Source organism: Rhodanobacter sp. PCA2 (genome assembly GCF_013620825.1).
In the GTDB taxonomy this organism is placed as follows: domain Bacteria; phylum Pseudomonadota; class Gammaproteobacteria; order Xanthomonadales; family Rhodanobacteraceae; genus Rhodanobacter_A.
The window spans coordinates 307,031-324,131 of record NZ_NJIC01000009.1 but is presented as its reverse complement, the minus strand read 5'-3'; the positions used below and the strand labels follow the sequence as shown (position 1 = coordinate 324,131).

16 protein-coding genes are annotated in these 17,101 nt (G+C 69.3%); 8 read left to right on the top strand and 8 right to left on the bottom strand.

Annotation, left to right across the window (positions count from 1 at the left end; genetic code table 11):
* Entirely contained in the window at window positions 1-510 is a 510-nt protein-coding gene (locus PCA_RS03670) for a phosphatidylglycerophosphatase A (RefSeq protein ID WP_181301059.1), read from the bottom strand.
* Window positions 507-1,475 carry a thiamine-phosphate kinase gene (gene thiL / locus PCA_RS03665; RefSeq protein ID WP_181301057.1) on the bottom strand — a complete coding sequence of 323 codons (969 nt, stop codon included), beginning with the start codon at window positions 1,473-1,475 and terminating at the stop codon, window positions 507-509. The genes PCA_RS03670 and thiL overlap by 4 nt, the downstream gene beginning before the upstream one ends.
* Before the next feature lie 132 nt (window positions 1,476-1,607).
* Here thiL and PCA_RS03660 point away from each other — a divergent pair, with 132 nt between their 5' ends.
* Window positions 1,608-2,069 carry a nuclear transport factor 2 family protein gene (locus PCA_RS03660; protein WP_219918491.1) on the top strand — a complete coding sequence of 154 codons (462 nt, stop codon included), beginning with the start codon at window positions 1,608-1,610 and terminating at the stop codon, window positions 2,067-2,069.
* Between the two features lie 9 nt (window positions 2,070-2,078).
* Here PCA_RS03660 and PCA_RS03655 read toward each other — a convergent pair whose 3' ends face one another.
* From PCA_RS03655 to ribE, 3 genes are read right to left on the bottom strand one after another with little or no spacing between them, the layout of a single operon-like run.
* Complete coding sequence (locus tag PCA_RS03655) at window positions 2,079-2,624, bottom strand: GNAT family N-acetyltransferase (protein WP_181301055.1); 546 nt, start codon at window positions 2,622-2,624, stop codon at window positions 2,079-2,081.
* Complete coding sequence (nusB, locus tag PCA_RS03650) at window positions 2,621-3,067, bottom strand: transcription antitermination factor NusB (protein WP_181301053.1); 447 nt, start codon at window positions 3,065-3,067, stop codon at window positions 2,621-2,623. Before nusB ends, PCA_RS03655 begins: the two co-directional genes overlap by 4 nt.
* Complete coding sequence (ribE, locus tag PCA_RS03645; RefSeq protein ID WP_181301051.1) at window positions 3,067-3,528, bottom strand: 6,7-dimethyl-8-ribityllumazine synthase; 462 nt, start codon at window positions 3,526-3,528, stop codon at window positions 3,067-3,069. Before ribE ends, nusB begins: the two co-directional genes overlap by 1 nt.
* A 418-nt stretch (window positions 3,529-3,946) precedes the next feature.
* On the opposite strand from ribE, the gene PCA_RS03640 reads away from it, so the two are divergent.
* Together PCA_RS03640 and PCA_RS03635 are read left to right on the top strand one after the other, a co-directional pair.
* On the top strand, window positions 3,947-4,390 hold the full coding sequence (locus PCA_RS03640; RefSeq protein WP_181301049.1) for a hypothetical protein: 444 nt from the start codon (window positions 3,947-3,949) through the stop codon (window positions 4,388-4,390).
* Window positions 4,391-4,686: 296 nt separating this feature from the next.
* Window positions 4,687-4,854 (top strand): hypothetical protein, encoded by a 168-nt coding sequence (locus PCA_RS03635; protein ID WP_181301159.1) that lies wholly within the window; start codon window positions 4,687-4,689, stop codon window positions 4,852-4,854.
* Between the two features lie 242 nt (window positions 4,855-5,096).
* Here the strand turns inward: PCA_RS03635 and tldD are convergent, their stop codons facing one another.
* Entirely contained in the window at window positions 5,097-6,536 is a 1,440-nt protein-coding gene (gene tldD, locus PCA_RS03630; RefSeq protein ID WP_181301047.1) for a metalloprotease TldD, read from the bottom strand.
* Window positions 6,537-6,678: 142 nt separating this feature from the next.
* On the opposite strand from tldD, the gene PCA_RS03625 reads away from it, so the two are divergent.
* Window positions 6,679-7,893, top strand: coding sequence for a sterol desaturase family protein (locus PCA_RS03625; RefSeq protein WP_181301045.1), 1,215 nt, complete (start codon window positions 6,679-6,681; stop codon window positions 7,891-7,893).
* A gap of 258 nt (window positions 7,894-8,151) precedes the next feature.
* Here the strand turns inward: PCA_RS03625 and PCA_RS03620 are convergent, their stop codons facing one another.
* Together PCA_RS03620 and rng are read right to left on the bottom strand one after the other, a co-directional pair.
* Window positions 8,152-12,132, bottom strand: coding sequence for a YhdP family protein (locus PCA_RS03620; protein WP_181301043.1), 3,981 nt, complete (start codon window positions 12,130-12,132; stop codon window positions 8,152-8,154).
* A 27-nt stretch (window positions 12,133-12,159) separates the two neighbouring features.
* Window positions 12,160-13,641, bottom strand: a complete 1,482-nt coding sequence (gene rng, locus PCA_RS03615) for a ribonuclease G (protein WP_181301041.1) — start codon at window positions 13,639-13,641, stop codon at window positions 12,160-12,162.
* A gap of 149 nt (window positions 13,642-13,790) precedes the next feature.
* Between rng and PCA_RS03610 the strand changes: the two genes are divergently transcribed.
* Genes PCA_RS03610 through PCA_RS03595 form a run of 4 tightly spaced genes read left to right on the top strand, consistent with a single transcriptional unit; the run spans window position 13,791 to window position 17,056 of the window.
* Complete coding sequence (locus PCA_RS03610; RefSeq protein ID WP_181301039.1) at window positions 13,791-14,456, top strand: response regulator transcription factor; 666 nt, start codon at window positions 13,791-13,793, stop codon at window positions 14,454-14,456.
* Window positions 14,453-15,853, top strand: coding sequence for a HAMP domain-containing sensor histidine kinase (locus PCA_RS03605; RefSeq protein ID WP_181301038.1), 1,401 nt, complete (start codon window positions 14,453-14,455; stop codon window positions 15,851-15,853). The genes PCA_RS03610 and PCA_RS03605 overlap by 4 nt, the downstream gene beginning before the upstream one ends.
* On the top strand, window positions 15,850-16,548 hold the full coding sequence (locus PCA_RS03600; RefSeq protein WP_181301036.1) for an ATP-binding protein: 699 nt from the start codon (window positions 15,850-15,852) through the stop codon (window positions 16,546-16,548). Before PCA_RS03605 ends, PCA_RS03600 begins: the two co-directional genes overlap by 4 nt.
* A complete protein-coding gene (locus PCA_RS03595; RefSeq protein ID WP_181301035.1) occupies window positions 16,532-17,056 on the top strand; it encodes a mismatch-specific DNA-glycosylase in 525 nt (174 codons plus the stop codon). Before PCA_RS03600 ends, PCA_RS03595 begins: the two co-directional genes overlap by 17 nt.
* The last annotated feature ends 45 nt before the right edge of the window (window positions 17,057-17,101 follow it).

Here is a 17,101-nt window from a genome sequence, read left to right as displayed (position 1 = left end):
TCAGCGGAGGAAGTGCAGCGCGATTCCCAGCACCACCGCGGCGAACGCGCCGGCCACCACGTCGTCCACCATCACGCCGAGGCCGCCCTTGAGGCGGCGGTCGAACACGCGTATCGGCCACGGCTTCCACACGTCGAACAGGCGGAACAGCGCGAAGCTGGCCAACACCGCCCACCACGGCGCCAGCAGCGCGGGCAGCAACGCGATCCACAAGCCGACGAACTCGTCCCACACCAGCGCGCGGTGATCGTCCACGCCGAGCGCGCGGCCGGCGCGTTCGCAGGCCCACACGCCCAAGACGAAACCCAGCCCGATGACCAGCAGGTTGAGCGGCAGCGACAGCCCGCGCAGCAGCAGCCACGGCAGCAGCGCCGCCAGCGAGCCGAACGTGCCCTGCGCCACCGGCGCGAGGCCGGAACCGAGGCCGCAGGCGATCCAGCCCGCGGGCGTGGCGAGCAGGGCGCGGCGTTGCGCTGCGGTGAGCGTCTTGCGTTCGACGGGAGCGTTCATGCGGCGAAATGATCCCAGCCCGCGCGCTCCGGTTCCAGCCAATCGCCGCCCGCATCGCGCACGCGCACGCCCTCGCCCGCCACGATGCGGCCGATGCGCGTGGCGCCGCCGCCCAGCCGCGCCAGGTCGGCCTGCACCTCGCCCACGCGCGCGGCGGGCACGGTGAAGCACAGCTCGTAGTCGTCGCCGCCGGACAGCGCGAAGTCGCGCGCGGCGCCGTCGTCGAACAGGCCCAGCAGCGCGGACGAACACGGCAGCAGCGCCGCGTCGATTTCCGCCCCCACGCCGCTGGCCGCGCACAGGTGGCCCAGGTCGGCGAGCAGGCCGTCGGACACGTCCAGGCAGGCGCTGGCGCGCCCGCGCAGCGCCAGCCCCGCGGCCAGCCGCGGCACCGGCCGGTTCAGGCGTTCCACCAGCGCATCGCGCATGGCCGTACGGCTGTCCACCTGCATCGCCGTCTGCAGGCAGTGCAGGCCCGCGGCCGCATCGCCCAGCGTGCCGGTGACCAGCACCGCATCGCCCACCCGCGCACCCGCGCGCGTCAGCGCCTGCTCCGGCGGCACGAAGCCGTGCACCGCCACGCTGAGCGTGAGCGGGCCGCGCGTGGTGTCGCCGCCCACCAGGGCCAGCCGGTGCTGCCGCGCGAGCTGCGCGAAACCGTCGGCCAGGCCGTCGATGAAGGCGGCGTCCGCCTGCGGCAGCGTCAGCGCGAGCAAGGCCCAGGCCGGCACGGCGCCCATCGCGGCGAGATCGGACAGGTTCACCGCCAGCGCCTTCCAGCCGATGTCGGCCGGCGCGGTGCCCAGCGGGAAATGCACGCCCTCCACCAGGGTGTCGATCGCCACCGCCAGTTCCTGCCCCGGCGGCACCGCCAGCAGTGCGGCGTCGTCGCCGATACCCAGGCGCACGTCCTCGCGCCCCTGCTCGGTGCGCTCGCGGATGCGGTCGATCAGGCTGAATTCCATGGCGATCCCGGGTGGCGGCGACTCCAGAGCAGAGCATCCGCACGCACGCGGCGCAAGCCCGTGACCTGCGGCGCATGCACGGCGGCCACGGGCGTGCGAGGCTGGCGACCATCCCCCGCCCGAGTCGCCGCCATGCGCCGCATCCGTTTCCCTGCCGCCACCTTGTCGCTCGCCCTGCTGGCCGGCCCGCCGGCAATGGCTGCACCGTCGCTCGCCGCGAGCACGGACGCGGCCGTGCTGGCGCCGGTCCGTGCGTTTTTTTCGGCGATGTCCCGCTACGACCAGGCCGGCATGCGTGCGCTGGTGCTGCCCACCGGCATGGCCACGCTGATGCGCCAGGGCAAGCCGGTGCAGCTCGCGCTGGGCGAGTTCGTGGACCACGTGAAACCGGGCAAGGCCCGCATCGAGGAGCGCATCCGCGATCCGCAGGTACGCGTGGACGACAACATCGCGGTGGTGTGGGCGCCCTACGAATTCCTGCTCGACGGCAAGCCGCACCATTGCGGCACCGACGTGTTCAACCTGGCGCGCGTGGACGGCCGCTGGCTGATCGCCGGCATCGCCGACAACAGCCGCGATTGCCCGGCGAAGTGAGCGGCCCGCTCAGCGGGTGAACACGAGGATGGAGTCGCCGTGGTACACGGTGCGCCTCCATTCGCGGAAGCCGGCCTTCACCGCAACGCGGATGGAGGCCGCGTTCTCCGGCTCGATGATGCACGCCGCGGTGCGGCCGGGCAGCTCGGCCTCGCTCCAGGCCAGCGCCGCGGCCAGCCCTTCGCTGGCGTAGCCTTTGCCGTGCGCATCCGCGGCCAGCACCCAGCCGGTTTCCAGCATGCCGTCCAGCGGCGGGTCGATCTCGCGCTTGAAGTCGGCGAAGCCGATGTCGCCGATGCAGCGACCGCTGGCCTTCTCCTCCACCGCCCAGAAACCGTAGCCCAGCAGCGCCCACAGGCCGGGATAACGCAGCATGCGCATCCACGCATCCTGCCGCGTGGGCGAAGCCGCGCGGCCCAGGTAGCGGGTGACCACCGGATCGGACCAGATCGCCGCGAACGCATCCAGGTCGTCGGCGCGATGCGCGCGCAGGCGCAGGCGCTCCGTTTCCAGCACGGGCGCCGTGCGCGCCGTGGTGCCGGCCGGCGGCGTCAAGCCTTCTTCTCGGCGCTGCGCAGTTGCGCGGCCAGCTTGTCCAGCACGCCGTTGACGTAGCTGTGGCCGTGGTCGGCGCCGAAGCGCTTGGTGACCTCGATCGCCTCGTTGATGACCACGCGGTACGGCACGTCCAGCCGGTACTTCAGTTCGTAGGCGGCGAGGCGCAGCGCGGCGCGCTCGATGGGATCGACCTCGGCCACCTCGCGGTCCAGGTAGGGGCGCAGCGCGGCGTCCAGCGCGTCGACGTGCATCTCCACGCCGCGCAGCAAGTCCTCGAAGTAGTCCAGGTCGGCCACTTCCATGTCCTGCTCGTGGCGGAACTGCTCGATCACCGCGTTCATGTGGCTGCCGGAAAGCTGCCACGCGTACAGCGCCTGCAGCGCGCGGCGACGGGCGCGCGAGCGCGCGGCGAGGTCGATGCCTTCGGGACGCGTGTGCATCACAGCTTGCCGTACAGGTTGACCATTTCCAGCGCGGCCATCGCCGCGTCCGCGCCCTTGTTGCCGGCCTTGGTGCCGGCACGCTCGATCGCCTGCTCGATGGAATCGGTGGTGAGCACCCCGAACGCCACCGGCACGCCCGAATCCAGCGCCGCCTTCGCCAGGCCCTTGGCACACTCGCCGGCCACGTAATCGAAATGCGGCGTGGAGCCGCGGATCACCGCACCCAGCGCGATCACCGCCGCGTACTTGCCCGACGCCGCCAACTTGTGCGCCGCCAGCGCGATCTCCCACGCCCCCGGCACCCGCACCAGCTCGATGCCGTCGTCCTTCACGCCGTGCCGCAGCAGCGCGTCGCGCGCCCCGGCCACCAGCGGCTCCACGACGAAACCGTTGAAACGGCCCGCCACGATGGCGAAGCGGCCCTTGGGCGTGGCGAAATCGCCTTCGATGGTCTTCATGTTCGGTGCATCCCTGGACGGGCTGGGCGCCCGTGCGAAGCGGGTATTTTACAGGCTTGGGGCCATACCCGCTTGTATTCCACAGAAGATCGGAGGCATTACCGCCGCTGCCAGAGTGTGCACGGCGCGAACCTTAGGGACGTCGGGCCTCGCTCAAGCCACATGGGGGCCGCCACGATCCATCCCACCACACCAAATCCATCCATGCGCTTGCTGGCGCCAACTCCGAGTGAGAGGATCGCCGCAGCCCCTTGGGAAGGCTGCAAGATTAGACTGCGAATATAGGCGGCGCGACCAGGGAAACTTGTTAATTCGTGTGAAAAATTTCCGCCAGCCCCGGCCTGATTTATCAAATTAGGCCACGGGATTAGCCTTAATTAAACAATCGATTTTAAATTATCCGCCACAACGGACGCACATGAGCACTCCCGCAAACATTGAAGTCTTCAACGTGGTTGCCGCCAAGGTTCTTGTTTTGCTCTATGAGTCGTTTCCAACTCCCACGAATGTTGACCCCCTTGCGGTTGGGCTAGATATCCTTTTCGGCGAGAATTACGAAACGGATAGTCCGCAGTACAACCACCTAATCACGGGCGCAGAGGCAACCGCGCAGTTCCTTATCGACGAGGGTTTTATTAGAGTTGCGAATGGCCCGCAGTACCTTGAGGTGCGCGGCTTCCAAAACATTGTGCTCACCAGTAAAGGTTTCGCTCTGCTACAAAAAACTCCCGAGGCAGTTGACTGTACTGTCGACCGGCGAAGCTACTTTGAACGGCTAAAATCAGCAACGATCTCCGGAGCCAAGGCTGTAGCTGCCGAATCTATAGGGGCGGTTGTTTCTCGCCTTCTAGGTGCGGGCTAACAGTTCGTTCGAGGCAGACGACTTCGCTGCCGCTTAACTCAAGCGCTGGCAATCAAGGCAACGATCCTATATTAAACGCAGACATCACCAGACACCCGAAGAATACCGCCACGCCAATCCATCCAGTGATCACCAACCAAAACCCAAGTCGATCTTTTGACCTAAAGGCTTTCCTTCCGTTTATGAAAACAAATCCTCGCCTGAGGGATTTGCAGATATTCCACAGACAGAAGGCCGCAAAAATCACTGCGGCAAGATAAAAAAATCTGTCGACGGCTGCAAAAGTTGACTCCCGCATGAATTTACTCTACACGCTTTGCACGATCTTCTACAACCGTCGCGACGGCATTGTCAGGGACGTGATGAAAGTGGCCAAGCTATTACGCGGCAAGGAAAAGACGGTGTGCGCCGATACCGGTTATCAAGGTGCTGAGAGGTGCGCGCTCACTTGTGCTGATCTGTAGCGGTTTCGTCCGGTATGACATGGACGGCCACGTGCTGGCGGATTCGAGAACGTTTCCTGCGCGGCCAGCGGCGGGTCAGGCGATTTGGAGCGGCCTGATCGGGCCGCACCATGTCAAGAATGTCGGCAGCGAGGTGCTCCACATCCTTGCGGTTGAGATAGGGGAATAGCACAACCTCGCGGGACGAGAACCCAGCAGCACCGTCACAGGGCGGGCGGTTCCGCCGCCGCCCTGCCCCAGCATTACGCCGCAGTCCCACCCACCGTCATCGCATCGATCTTCAGCGTGGGCTGGCCCACGCCTACCGGGACGCTCTGGCCGTCCTTGCCGCAGACGCCCACGCCTTCGTCCAGCTTCATGTCGTTGCCGATCATGGAGACGCGGGTGAGCACGTCGGGGCCACTGCCGATCAGGGTGGCGCCCTTCACTGGGGCGGTGATCCTGCCGTCCTCGATCAGGTAGGCCTCGCTGGCGGAGAACACGAACTTGCCGTTGGTGATGTCGACCTGGCCGCCGCCGAAGTTCGGCGCGTACAGGCCCTTCTTCACCGAGCGGATGATTTCGTCGGGGTCGTGGCTGCCGCTGCGCATGTAGGTGTTGGTCATGCGCGGCATCGGCAGCGCGGTGAAGGATTCGCGGCGGCCGTTGCCGGTGGGCGCCATGCCCATCAGGCGCGCGTTGAGCTTGTCCTGCATGTAGCCCTTGAGGATGCCGTCCTCGATCAGCACGGTGCAATTGGTCGGCGTGCCTTCGTCGTCCACGCTGAGCGAGCCGCGGCGGCCGGGCAGCGTGCCGTCGTCCACCACGGTGACGCCGGGCGCGGCCACGCGCTGGCCGAGGCGGCCGGCGAAGGCGGAGCTGCCCTTGCGGTTGAAGTCGCCTTCCAGGCCGTGGCCGATCGCCTCGTGCAGCAGCACGCCAGGCCAGCCGGGGCCGAGCACCACGGTCATCTGGCCGGCGGGCGCGGCGACGGAATCCAGGTTCACCAGCGCCTGGCGCACCGCCTCGTCGGCGAAGGCGAGCGCGCGGCCGTTCTCGACCAGCTCGCGGTAGCCGTAGCGGCCGCCGCCGCCCGCGTAACCCTGCTCGCGGCGGCCGTTGGCCTCGGCGATCACCTGCACGTTGAGGCGCACCAGCGGACGCACGTCGGCGGCGAGCGTGCCGTCGGAGGCGGCGATCAGCACGGTGTCGATGGTGGCGGCGATGCTCACGATGACCTGGGTGATGCGCGGGTCGCGCGAGCGCGCGTAGGCGTCCACTTCGCGCAGCAAGGCGATCTTGTCGGGGTTGGGTAGGCTCTCCACCGGGTCGATGGCGGGATAGAGCTGCCGCGTGTCGCCCAGCGCCAGCGGCCGGCCGGCGCCGCGACCGTCCCGGGCGATGGCGCGCGCGGCCTTCGAGGCTTCCAGAAGCTGCGGCAGCACGATCTCGTCGGAGTAGGCAAAGCCGGTCTTCTCGCCGGAGATCGCGCGCACGCCCACGCCCTGCTCGATGGAATGGCTGCCGTCCTTGACGATGCCCTCTTCCAGCATCCACGACTCGCTGCGCGAATGCTGGAAGTACAGGTCGGCCGCGTCGATGGACGGGCCCATCAGCTGCGCGAACACGCGCTCCAGATCGGCGGACGCCAGGCCACCGGGCGCCAGCAGCTGTCGTTCGGCCTTGGCAAGCAGTGAGCCCATGAAAAATCCGCCGTGCGCGAAGTATCGGAAAGAACCAAGATGAGGCCGAATCCTGCGGCTTAAAGCCCCCGGCGGCAAGCGCCGCGGTATCATGCGCGCCGCTGGCCGCCGGCGATGGAGCGGCATACATAGGGAAGTGGGCATGTCCGAATCCAGGCGCAACGGCACCCGGAAGGCGCTTGACGCGGCGGTGCAGAAACCGGCGGAAAAGATCGGCGCGGTGATCGACGAAACGCGCGACCTGTTCCACCGCAGCGGCGAGCTGAAGCCCGGCAAGGCGATGATCAGCACGGCGCTGGCGATGGCGCTGGGCATCCTGTGCCTGCTGGGCGTGGTGGCGTTCCATTTCCCGCAATACCTGACCACGCCGGAGCTGCGCCACCAGTATTCGGTGGACGTGCTGCGCCAGGCGATGTTCGTCGCGCTGCTGGTTTCCGGCGGTCTGTCGCTCGCGAACGTGATCCTCAACCGCCAGCGCAAGCTCAACGTCGCCGCGTTCGCGATCGTGGTGCTGGCCGTGGCGCTGGGCGGTTCGCGCGTGCCGGTGGGCACGTTCCCCGACCACACGCCGTACATCGGGCTGGACTGGTTCGTGCTGGACCTGCTCGGCTCGACCCTGATCTTCGTGGTGATCGAGAAGCTGTTCCCGCTCTACAAGGGGCAGGCGATCTTCCGCGCCGAGTGGCAGACCGACCTGAAGCATTTCGCGGCGAACCACTTCGTCGTGGGGCTGATCCTGCTGATCGTGAACCTGGTGCTGCACCACGGCTTCGGCTGGCTGGTCAGCAGCAGCTTCCAGCAGTCCGTGCAGCACATCCCGTTCGTGCCGCAGCTGCTGCTGTGCATACTCGCCGCCGACCTCGCGCAGTACTGGGCGCACCGCGCCTATCACGAGGTGCCGCTGCTGTGGCGCTTCCACGCCGTGCACCACAGCGTGAAGACCATGGATTGGCTGGCCGGCTCGCGCCAGCACATGCTGGAGCTGGTCGCCACGCGCGTCTGCGTGCTGGCGCCGCTGTACGTGCTCGGTTTCAGCGAAGGCGTGATGGCCGCCTACATCCTGGTGGTCGGCTTCCAGGCCGTGTTCAACCACGCCAACGTGCACCTGCCGTGGGGGCCGCTGAAGTACGTGCTGGTGACGCCGAACTTCCATCACTGGCACCACGCCTCCGACGACGAGGCGATCGACAGGAACTACGCGGCGCACTACGCATTCCTCGATTACCTGTTCGGCACCGCGGTGAAATCCAGCAACAAGTTCCCGGAAAAGTACGGCGTGGTCGGCGACTACGTGCCGGACGGCTTCGTCCGGCAGCAGATGTTCCCGTTCAACGGCTCGACCAGGCCGCGCGGTTAAGGAAGGTCTTGTTTTGCTCGTCGTCCCGGCGAAGGCGGGAGGTGCTTCACAACAGCGCAGCTGGTGGTCCGGTGACTGCAAGCCACGGAACGCCAAGGCACTGGATTCCTGCTTTCGCAGGAATGACGAGCAGGCCGCAGGAATGACGAGCAGGCGGTCGATTGATCAGGCCATCCTTAACGGCTGGACCCCGCTTTCACAGGGATGACGAGCAAGCCGCAGGGATGACAAGCAGGCGGTCGATTGACCAGGCCATCCTCAACGGCTGGACGACGATGCCGGTAGCGCCGGCGACACGTCGAGCAACGGTATCGTGATGGCCGGGCTGGACGAGGGCGCGGCCGGCAGCAGCGGCGGCTCGATGGTGGCCGGGGCGGCGGGCGCAGCGGGCAGCGAGCGCTTCTCGACCAGGGTCATCACCGGTTTGTCCCAGCTTCCGGTGACGTGGTAGCGCGCGCCGGCGGTCTTGTTGAGGCCGTGGCCCAGCAGGCCTTGCACGGCGAGGCCGGCGGCGACGCCGACCGGGCCGCCCACCACCGCGCCGATCACCGGCAGGCTGTTGCCGATGTGCGGCACCACGGTCACCTGCTGGTCGTAGTCCTTGGCGCGCAGGCCGGTGCGGCCGGTGATGCCGATCTGCGCGGCCGGCCCCTTGATCACCAGGTTGCCGGTGGTGGCGCTGCCGTTGGCGAGCTGGAAATCGCCCTTGATCGAGTCGAAGCCCAGGCCCTTGCCGAACACGTCGCCGAAATCCAGGGTGAGCCGGCGCGGCAGCTCGGCCAGCGAGACCAGCCCGAACAGGCGCCCCACGCCGGGCCCCACTTCGGGAATGCGGCCGTCGCTGACCTGGATCGCCAGCGTGCCGGTGGCATTGGCGAGGCTGAAGGACGAGGGCGCGCCGGGCCAGCTCGCGTCGAGCTGGTCCTGGGTCTTGCCGCCGTTGACCAGGCCGGTGAAGCCGAACGCGGTGAGCATCTTGCCGAGGTCGTCGGCGGCGAAGCTGATGCGCATGCGGGTATGGCTGTCGGTGGGCGTGCCGTTCCAGTCGCCGCTGCCGGTGATCTGCACGCTGGGCGACAGCGCGCGCAACTGGTCGATGCGCATGCCTTGCGCGGTGGGCCAGCTTTCCAGCCGCGCCTCGCCCAGCTTGGCGTCGCCGAAGCTCAGCTCGCCCACCCACAGGTGGAACGGCGGCAGCGAGGCGGGGTCGATGCCGGTGTTGGCGGGGTTTTCCTCGGGCTGGCTGGCGGCCGCCTTGCCAGGGGGCGGCGGCGGACTGCCGGGCCAGTGCAGGTGGGTGAGGCGCGCGGTGATGCCGCGCTTGTCCAGTTCCCTGGTGGGCACGGTGTAGCGCCCGGTCATCGCTGGGCCGGTCACGTCCACCTGCAGGTTGTCCGCGGTGGGCGTGGCCTGCAGCGTCATCGCGCCCAGCGGATGGCCGAACCATTCGGCATGGTCGGTGCCCACGTCCACGCTTTCCAGCGCCGGCCCGCCGCTGGCGGTCACTGGACTGGCTGCGCCGGGCGCGCTCGCCGTGCCGGTGATGTTGGTCGGGGCGGCATGCCCGCCCGCGGTCAGCGCGATCGCCTGCTGCACCCAGCCGGTGACATCCAGCTTCGCCGCGTGGCCGCGGATGCGCAGCCCCTGCGCCGGCAGGTCCATCGGCATCTGCGTGCCGAACGCCAGCGTGCCGGCCAGCGGCTTGTTGCCGTCGCCGAGGCGCAGGTGGCCGCGCGCCTGCTCGCCGAGGGCGATCTTCAGGTCGGCGCCCTGCATCGGCAGGGTCATCACGAGATGGAGCGGCAGCTCGGTCGCGGCGGTCTTCTTCAGCGGCACGGGCACGTCCAGTGCGATACCGGCCAGGGTGGAGTCCAGGGTCAGGGTCTGGACCAGCGGGCCGTCGTTCGCCGGCTTGGTGAGGCTGAAACCGATGTCGAAAGGACTGCGCCCGCTGCCCAGCGGATTCAGCCAATCCAGCGAGGGATAACCCGCGGTGAGTTCGGCGAAGCTGTAGCTGCCGCTCAGTTTGGCCGTCAGCGCCGTGGCGGGGTCGCCGGTGGCGCCGGCAATCGCCAGGTCCAGCGTGGAAGGCTCGCCGTGCGCGATGCCGCTCAGCGGACCGGCATGGAAGCCATGGCCGTCGAAGGTGGCCGGGCCGCTGAGCTTGTCCAACTGCAGTTGCCAGTCGGGATTGCCCACGTCCACGTTCTTGAGCTGGGCGGTGCCGGCGAGGGTGAAATCCTCCGCATGCGCCAGCGGCAGCGAGAGGTGGAAATCGAAGCTGCCGCTGCCGCCCAGTTTCAGCTTCGCCAGGGCGTCGGCCTGGTGGCTGGCGATCGGGCTCTTGAACACGAAGCCGAGCAGGCTGGCGCCGCTGCCGCCGCCGCTCACGTTGAGGTCCAGCGTGCCGTCGCCGAATTCCGGGATCAGCGCCGTCGCCTTGTCGACCTTCACGCCCAGCGAGGAGCCGGCGTCGGCCTGCACCAGCATGCCGCTGTTGACGAAGCTGGCGACGGCGTGGACGCCGGTGGCCTCGGGCCAGTCCTTGCCGTAGTGGAAGGTGAGGTCGCTGATCTCGGCGCGCGCCTCGAAACGCCCCTCGTTGTGGTGGAACGGCCAGTCCCTGAGGTCGCCGCGCACCACCACGTCGCCATGGTCGATGCGGCCGCCGACCAGCGCCTGGTCCAGCCACGACACGGTGGCCGCCGGCATCGAATCGATCGGCCAGAACAGCTTGGCGGCAGCCACGTCGGCGTGCGCCAGCGCGACGTAGAGGTCAAGGAACGGCGGGCCGCCGGCGTCGTGCAGGGCGATCTCCCCGCGCAGCTGGCCGCCGTAGCCGCGGCCCTCGAAATCCAGCGGATCGATGCCCAGGTGCCAGTCGCCGTCCGCATGCCAGAACGCCAGCGTGCCGCCCAGCTTGGCCATCGCGAACGGCTGGCGGAAGGTGTGCGGCAGGTTCACCGTGGCGCCCTGCGCAGGCAGTTCCAGCGACACCGCCTCGCCATCGCCGCGCAGCGTGCCGCCGAGATGATCCACGCCGGGCAGCTTGCCCGCCGGGTCGATGGCCAGTCCGCTGAACGTGGCGGCCAGCCGGTCCAGGCCGCCGGCCCGGGTCCAGCCCAGCGCCACGCTGTCCAGCTTGCCGCGCGGATGGCCCTCGCCCAGCCACTTCGCCAGCCCGGGCGACATGTTCGGCGCCAGCCCCAGCCAGGGCAGCAGCGGCGCCAGTTGCAGGTCGCGCGCCGCCGCCTGCACGGCCAGTTGCGGCGTGCCCGGATGGTGCAGCCACACCGCCAGCGCGCCCTGGTCGTCGCCGGCCCAGCGCAATTCGTAGCCGTCGGCGCTGCGGCCCAGCTCGGCGTCGCCGTGCAGACCCGGCACCGCGACCGCGCCATTGGCGCCGGCGATGCGCAGGTCGTCGAGGTCGAGGCGGGTGAAGTTGCGCACCACCTTGCCGTGCTGCCAGTCCAGCCAGGACGCCACGTTGCCGTGGCCGCCCTGCACGGTGTAGCCGCTCAGGTCCACGCCGGCCAGCATGCGCGCCAGGTCGACCTGCTGCCCGGACAGCCACAGCCGCCCGTCGCTGCCGTCGTCGCGGAAGCGGCCCGCGCCGCGCACCACGCCCCCCACGCCTGCACGGTGCAGCAGCGCGCCCACGCGGATGTGGTTGCCCTGGCGGCTCAACCGCAACTGGTCGACCACCAGGCTGTAGTGCTTGTCGTTGGCGGCGTCGGCGATGTTCAGGCGCAGGTTGTCCAGCCACAGCGCCACCGAGAGCTGGCTGAAGCCGGGCTGCTGCTCGGCGTCGCCGCCCGTGCCCAGGCCGTTGACGTGCCAGCGGCCGTCGGCGTCGCGGCTGAGGTCCAGTTGCAGGTCGCGCGTGCGCAGGTTCACCAGGTGCCGCGAGGGCAGCCAGCCGCCGAAATCCAGCCGCAGCTCGGATTCGGGCACCTTGATCGGCGTGCCCTTGACGCCCGGCGGCACGCCCACGGTGACGTCGTGCAGCACGAACAGCGGGCCGGAACCGGTCCACCTGCCCTCCAGCGAGGCGAAGCTCACCGGGCGCTGCAGCTTCGCGGAGAGTTCCCGCGCCACCCACTCGGGATGCCGCGCCAGCAGCGGCAGCAGCAGCTGCGCCAGCGCCATCAGCACCGCCAGCGCGATCACGCCGCTGCCGGCCACCCAGCCCAGCGCGCGCGCGCCAAGGTGCAGCCGTCGCTGCCACGTGGGATTCATCGACGTGCGGCCGCGGCAGGCGTCGGCTTAAAGCAGAACCACATCAAACTGTTCCTGCGAATAATGTTCCTCGGCCTGGAAGCGTATGCTCTTGGAGATGAACTCCTCCAGTTCGGCCACCGCGGCGGACTCTTCCTCGAGGATGCGGCCGACCACCGACGGGCTGGCCATCACCAGCAGTTTCTCGGCGTCGAACTGGCGCACGGCGCGGGTGATCTCGCGGAAGATCTCGTAGGTCACCGTTTCGGCGGTCTTCAGCGTGCCGCGGCCGCCGCAGGCCGGGCACGGTTCGCACAACTGACGCTCCAGGCTCTCGGTGGTGCGCTTGCGGGTCATCTCGACCAGGCCCAGCGAGGACATCGGGTACACCGTGGTCTTGGCGTGGTCGCGCGCCAGCCCCTTGGCCAGCATGCGCAGCACCTGGCGCTTGTGCTCCTCGTCCACCATGTCGATGAAGTCGATGATGATGATGCCGCCCAGATTCCGCAGCCTGAGCTGGCGCGCCGCCGCCTGCGCCGCCTCCAGGTTGGTGCGGTAGACGGTCTCCTCCAGGTTGCGCGTGCCCAGGTAGGCGCCGGTGTTGACGTCGATCGTGGTCATCGCCTCGGTCTGGTCCACCACCAGATAGCCGCCCGACTTCAGCGGCACCTCCTTCCTCAGCGCGTGCTGGATCTCGTCCTCCACGCTGTACAGGTCGAAGATCGGCCGCTCGCCGTCGTAGTGCTCCACCCGGTCGTCCAGGCTGGGCATGAACTTGTGCACGAACTTCACCACCTTCTCGAAGGTCTCGCGCGAGTCCACGCGCACCTTCTCGATGTCGTCGGTGAGCATGTCGCGCAGGCTGCGCAGCGGCAGCGAGAGTTCCTCGTACACCCGCTCGCCCACCCTGGCCTTGGCGATGTTCTCCTGCACCACGCGCCACACCTTGCCGAGGTAGGTCACGTCGAAGGCCAGCGATTCGCCGCTCTGCCCCTCCGCATTGGTGCGCACGATGTAGCCCAGCGGGTTCTCGCCGATCAGGGCGCCCATCGCCTCGCGCAGGCGCGTACGCTCGGGTTCGTCCTCGATGCGCGCGGAAATGCCCAGGGTGTGCGCATGCGGCAGCAGCACCAGGTAACGCGACGGGATCGACAGGTGGGCGGACAGTCGCGCGCCCTTGCTGCCGATCGGGTCCTTCACCACCTGCACCACGATTTCCTGGCCCTCGTGCACCAGCTCGCTGATCGCCGGGGTATGCCCGTTGCCGTGGCCGGCGGCCGGCTCGGCGCCCTCGGCGACGGGCGGCCGCACGATGTCGGAGGCGTGCAGGAATGCGGCGCGGTCCAGCCCGATCTCCACGAACGCGGCCTGCATGCCCGGCATCACCCGCTGCACCCGGCCCTTGTAGATGTTGCCCACGTAACCGCGCTTCGATGCGCGCTCGACATGCACTTCCTGCAACATGCCGTTTTCGACCACGCCCACCCGCGTCTCGCGCGGGGTCACGTTGATCAGGATTTCTTCACTCACTGCGCAACTCCCCGAATGGACAACCTTTATAGCCGTTGCCCGCCGCCACTGTCGATGCGCGGCGCATGGTGCAAAAAGGTGAATGCTTTGCTAAGCGAGCCCAGCCACAATGGAACGCGCCAGCCCGTGGCTTGGACAAGGAAAACGGCATGAAATTGCTGCTGGTGGAGGATTCCGAACGCTTGCGCCAGACCCTGCGCCACGGCTTGCAGGGCGCCGGCTTCACCGTGGACGCGGCCGGCGACGGCGTGGAAGCCTGCGGTTTCCTCGCGGGTTACGACTACGACCTGGTGGTGCTGGACCTGATGCTGCCCCGGCTGGACGGCATCGGCGTGCTGCGCAGCCTGCCCCCCGGCGGCCGGCGGCCGCGCGTGCTGGTGCTGTCCGCCCGCGACCAGGTGCCCGACCGCATCGAGGCGCTGAACGCCGGCGCCGACGACTACCTGGTCAAGCCGTTCGCGTTCGACGAACTGGTGGCCCGCCTGCATGCGCTGGCGCGCCGCCCGCAGCAGGCGCAGCCCGCGGTGTTCAGCCACGGCACGCTGGCGCTGGACCCGCGCTCGCACAGCGTGAGCGTGGAAGGCCAGCCGCTGGCGCTGACCCCGCGCGAGTTCGCGGTGCTGGGCCTGCTGCTGCGCCATCGCGGCCGCGCGTTCAGCCGCCAGGAAATCCTCGAACGCACCGCGGGCAGCGACAGCGAAGCCTCGGACCGCAGCGTCGAGGTGCTGGTATTCGGCCTGCGCCGCAAGCTGGATGCCGCCGGCGTGACCGGCCTGATCGAGACGCGGCGCGGCGCGGGTTACCTGATCCCGTGAAGCCGAGCTCGCTCTCCGCCCGCGTCACCTTGCTGCTGGCCGTGGTCTGCCTGCTGGTGCTGGGCGGCGGCGCGCGGCTGATGGACTGGCGCATCGACCACGAGCTGGCCACCCGATTCCGCGCCGACCTGCTCAGCCAGGCCCGCGCCGTGGGCAACATGGCCGCGCTGGAACAGGACGGCCCCGCCGACCGGGCCGTCCCCGGGCTGGCGGGCGGCGACACCTGGTACGAGCTGCGTTGCGACGGCGCCACGCCCCAGTTCAGCGACCCGCCGCCGCCCGCCTCCCCCAGGGGCTGGCCCGAAGACGCCGGCCCGCAGCCGCGCTTCGCCCGGCTGGGTCGCCACGACCACCACCTGGAATCGGTGCGGCTGAGTTTCCCGCACCCTCCTGGCGAGGATGGCGACGCCCGCGCCGCCGGCACGGGCGCACACGCCACCTGCCGGCTGCTGTTCATGCAGGACCGCCATTCGCTCGACGAGTTGCTGCTGGCGATCGACTGGGTGCTCGGGCTGGGCCCCGTGCTCGCCGTCGCGATCGCGCTGATCGCGGTGCCGCTGGTGGTGCGGCGCGGCCTGCGCCCGATCGGCGCACTGGTGGAGCGCATGCGTGACATCGGCCCCAACGCGCCCGGCCAGCGGCTGGCCCCCATCGGCCTGCAGGAACTGGACCCATTGGTGACGCGCTTCAACGACGTGCTGGGCCGCATGGACGACGGCCTCGCACGCGAGCGCCAGTTCGCCAGCGGCCTCGCCCACGAGACACGCACCCGGCTCGCCGAACTGCGCGCGCTGGCCGAGGTGGAATCGCGCTACCCCAGCGGCCGCAGCACGCCCGAGCTGCTCGCCGAGATCGGCAGCATCGGCGCCGAGCTGGAAGCCACCGTCACCGCCCTGCTGCTGCTCACCCGCCTGCAATCCGGGCTGGAACGGCCGCAGTGGCAGACGCTGGCGCTGGCGCCGTGGCTGGAGCGCCAGCTGCAACGCCAGCAGGCCACGGCCACGGCGCGCCGCCTCGCGCTGGTGAGCAAAGGCACGCCGCCGGAAGCGCTGCACACCGACCCCGCGCTGCTGGAAGTGATCGTGGGCAATCTGCTGGGCAACGCCTGCGCCTATGCGCCCGAGGGCGACACCGTGCACCTGCGCGTCGATGCGCGCGGCCTCGCCATCGACAACGCCGCGCCCGGCCTCACCGACGCGGACCTCGCCAGCTTCGGCCAGCGCTTCTGGCGCAAGCAGTTGCCGCACGCCGGCCACGCCGGGCTGGGCCTCGCGCTCACCACCGCCGCGGCGCAGGCGCTGGGCCTGGCGCTGGAGTTCCGGCTGGATGCGCAGCAGCGCCTGCACGCCACACTGGATTGGCGCACCGCCATCGCCGTGGAAACCCCCTCGCCATGAACGCCACCGCCACACCCATCCTGCTCGCATGGAGCGGCGGCAAGGACTGCCTGATGGCGCTGCAGCGCCTGCGCGCCGATCCGCGCTGGCAGGTGGTTGGCCTGCTCACCACGGTCAACCGCAACTACCGGCGCATCGCCATGCATGGCGTACGGCAGGACGTGCTGCAGGCCCAGGTGGATGCGCTGGGCCTGCCGCTGGTCGAAGTGCTGCTGGACTGGCCCGGCAGCAACGAGGCCTACGAAGCCGCGCACGCGCAGGCGCTGGTCGAGGCGCGGATGCGCTGGCCCGGCATCCGCCACTGCGCGTTCGGCGACCTGTTCCTGGAAGACGTGCGCGACTATCGCGTGCGCCAGCTCGGCCGCGACAACTGGCGCGCGATATTTCCGCTATGGGGCGAGGACACCACGGCGCTGTCGCGGCGCTTCGTCGCCGAAGGCCATCGCGCCATGCTGTGCTGCGTGGACACGCAACAGCTCGACGCGCGCTGTTGCGGCCGCGCCTACGACGCGGCCCTGCTCGACGCGCTGCCCGCCGGCGTCGACCCCTGCGGCGAACGCGGCGAGTTCCACACCCTCAGCTACGGCGGCCCGCTGTTCAGCCGAACGCTCAAGCTCAGGCGCGGCGAATCCGTGCTGCGCGACGACCGCTTCCAGTTCACCGACTTCCTGCTCGACGATGACGCGCAAGGCTGAGCCCCATGTGCTGCCCGACGTGCTGCAGCCCGGCCTCGCCCTGGTGTTCTGCGGCACCGCGGCCGGCAAGCGCTCCGCCGCCGAACGCGCCTACTACGCCCACCCCGGCAACCTGTTCTGGCGCGCGCTGCACGAGGCCGGCTTCACCCCGCGCCTGCTCGCGCCCGCGGAGTTTCCGCTGCTGCCGCAATTCGGCATCGGCCTCACCGACCTCGCCAAGCGCCACAGCGGCAACGACGACGAACTCCCGCCCGGCGCCTTCGACGCCCCCGCGCTGCACGCGAAGATCGGACGCTACGCGCCCCGGATGATCGCCTTCACCAGCAAGAACGCGGCACACGCCGCGCTGGGCCGCGCCGTCGACTACGGGCTGCAGAGCGAAGGCATCGGCAACACGGAAGTATTCGTGCTGCCGTCGCCATCGGGGCAGGCACGGGGGCATTGGGATATCGGTAGATGGCGCGAACTGGCAGCGCTGACGCGCACGCGCCGGGGAAGGTCTGATTGATCGACTACTCGCCCGTCATTCCTGCGAACGCAGGAGGCGCTTCAC

Coding starts and splice junctions, on each gene's coding strand:
- PCA_RS03660 (WP_219918491.1), top strand. CDS start 1,608: ATGCGCCGCATCCGTTTCCCTGCCGCCACCTTGTCGCTCGCCCTGCTG.
- PCA_RS03595 (WP_181301035.1), top strand. CDS start 16,532: ATGACGCGCAAGGCTGAGCCCCATGTGCTGCCCGACGTGCTGCAGCCC.
- PCA_RS03640 (WP_181301049.1), top strand. CDS start 3,947: ATGAGCACTCCCGCAAACATTGAAGTCTTCAACGTGGTTGCCGCCAAG.
- PCA_RS03670 (WP_181301059.1), bottom strand. CDS start 510: ATGAACGCTCCCGTCGAACGCAAGACGCTCACCGCAGCGCAACGCCGC.
- PCA_RS03600 (WP_181301036.1), top strand. CDS start 15,850: ATGAACGCCACCGCCACACCCATCCTGCTCGCATGGAGCGGCGGCAAG.
- tldD (WP_181301047.1), bottom strand. CDS start 6,536: ATGGGCTCACTGCTTGCCAAGGCCGAACGACAGCTGCTGGCGCCCGGT.
- nusB (WP_181301053.1), bottom strand. CDS start 3,067: ATGCACACGCGTCCCGAAGGCATCGACCTCGCCGCGCGCTCGCGCGCC.
- PCA_RS03635 (WP_181301159.1), top strand. CDS start 4,687: ATGAATTTACTCTACACGCTTTGCACGATCTTCTACAACCGTCGCGAC.
- PCA_RS03625 (WP_181301045.1), top strand. CDS start 6,679: ATGTCCGAATCCAGGCGCAACGGCACCCGGAAGGCGCTTGACGCGGCG.
- thiL (WP_181301057.1), bottom strand. CDS start 1,475: ATGGAATTCAGCCTGATCGACCGCATCCGCGAGCGCACCGAGCAGGGG.
- ribE (WP_181301051.1), bottom strand. CDS start 3,528: ATGAAGACCATCGAAGGCGATTTCGCCACGCCCAAGGGCCGCTTCGCC.
- PCA_RS03620 (WP_181301043.1), bottom strand. CDS start 12,132: ATGAATCCCACGTGGCAGCGACGGCTGCACCTTGGCGCGCGCGCGCTG.
- PCA_RS03610 (WP_181301039.1), top strand. CDS start 13,791: ATGAAATTGCTGCTGGTGGAGGATTCCGAACGCTTGCGCCAGACCCTG.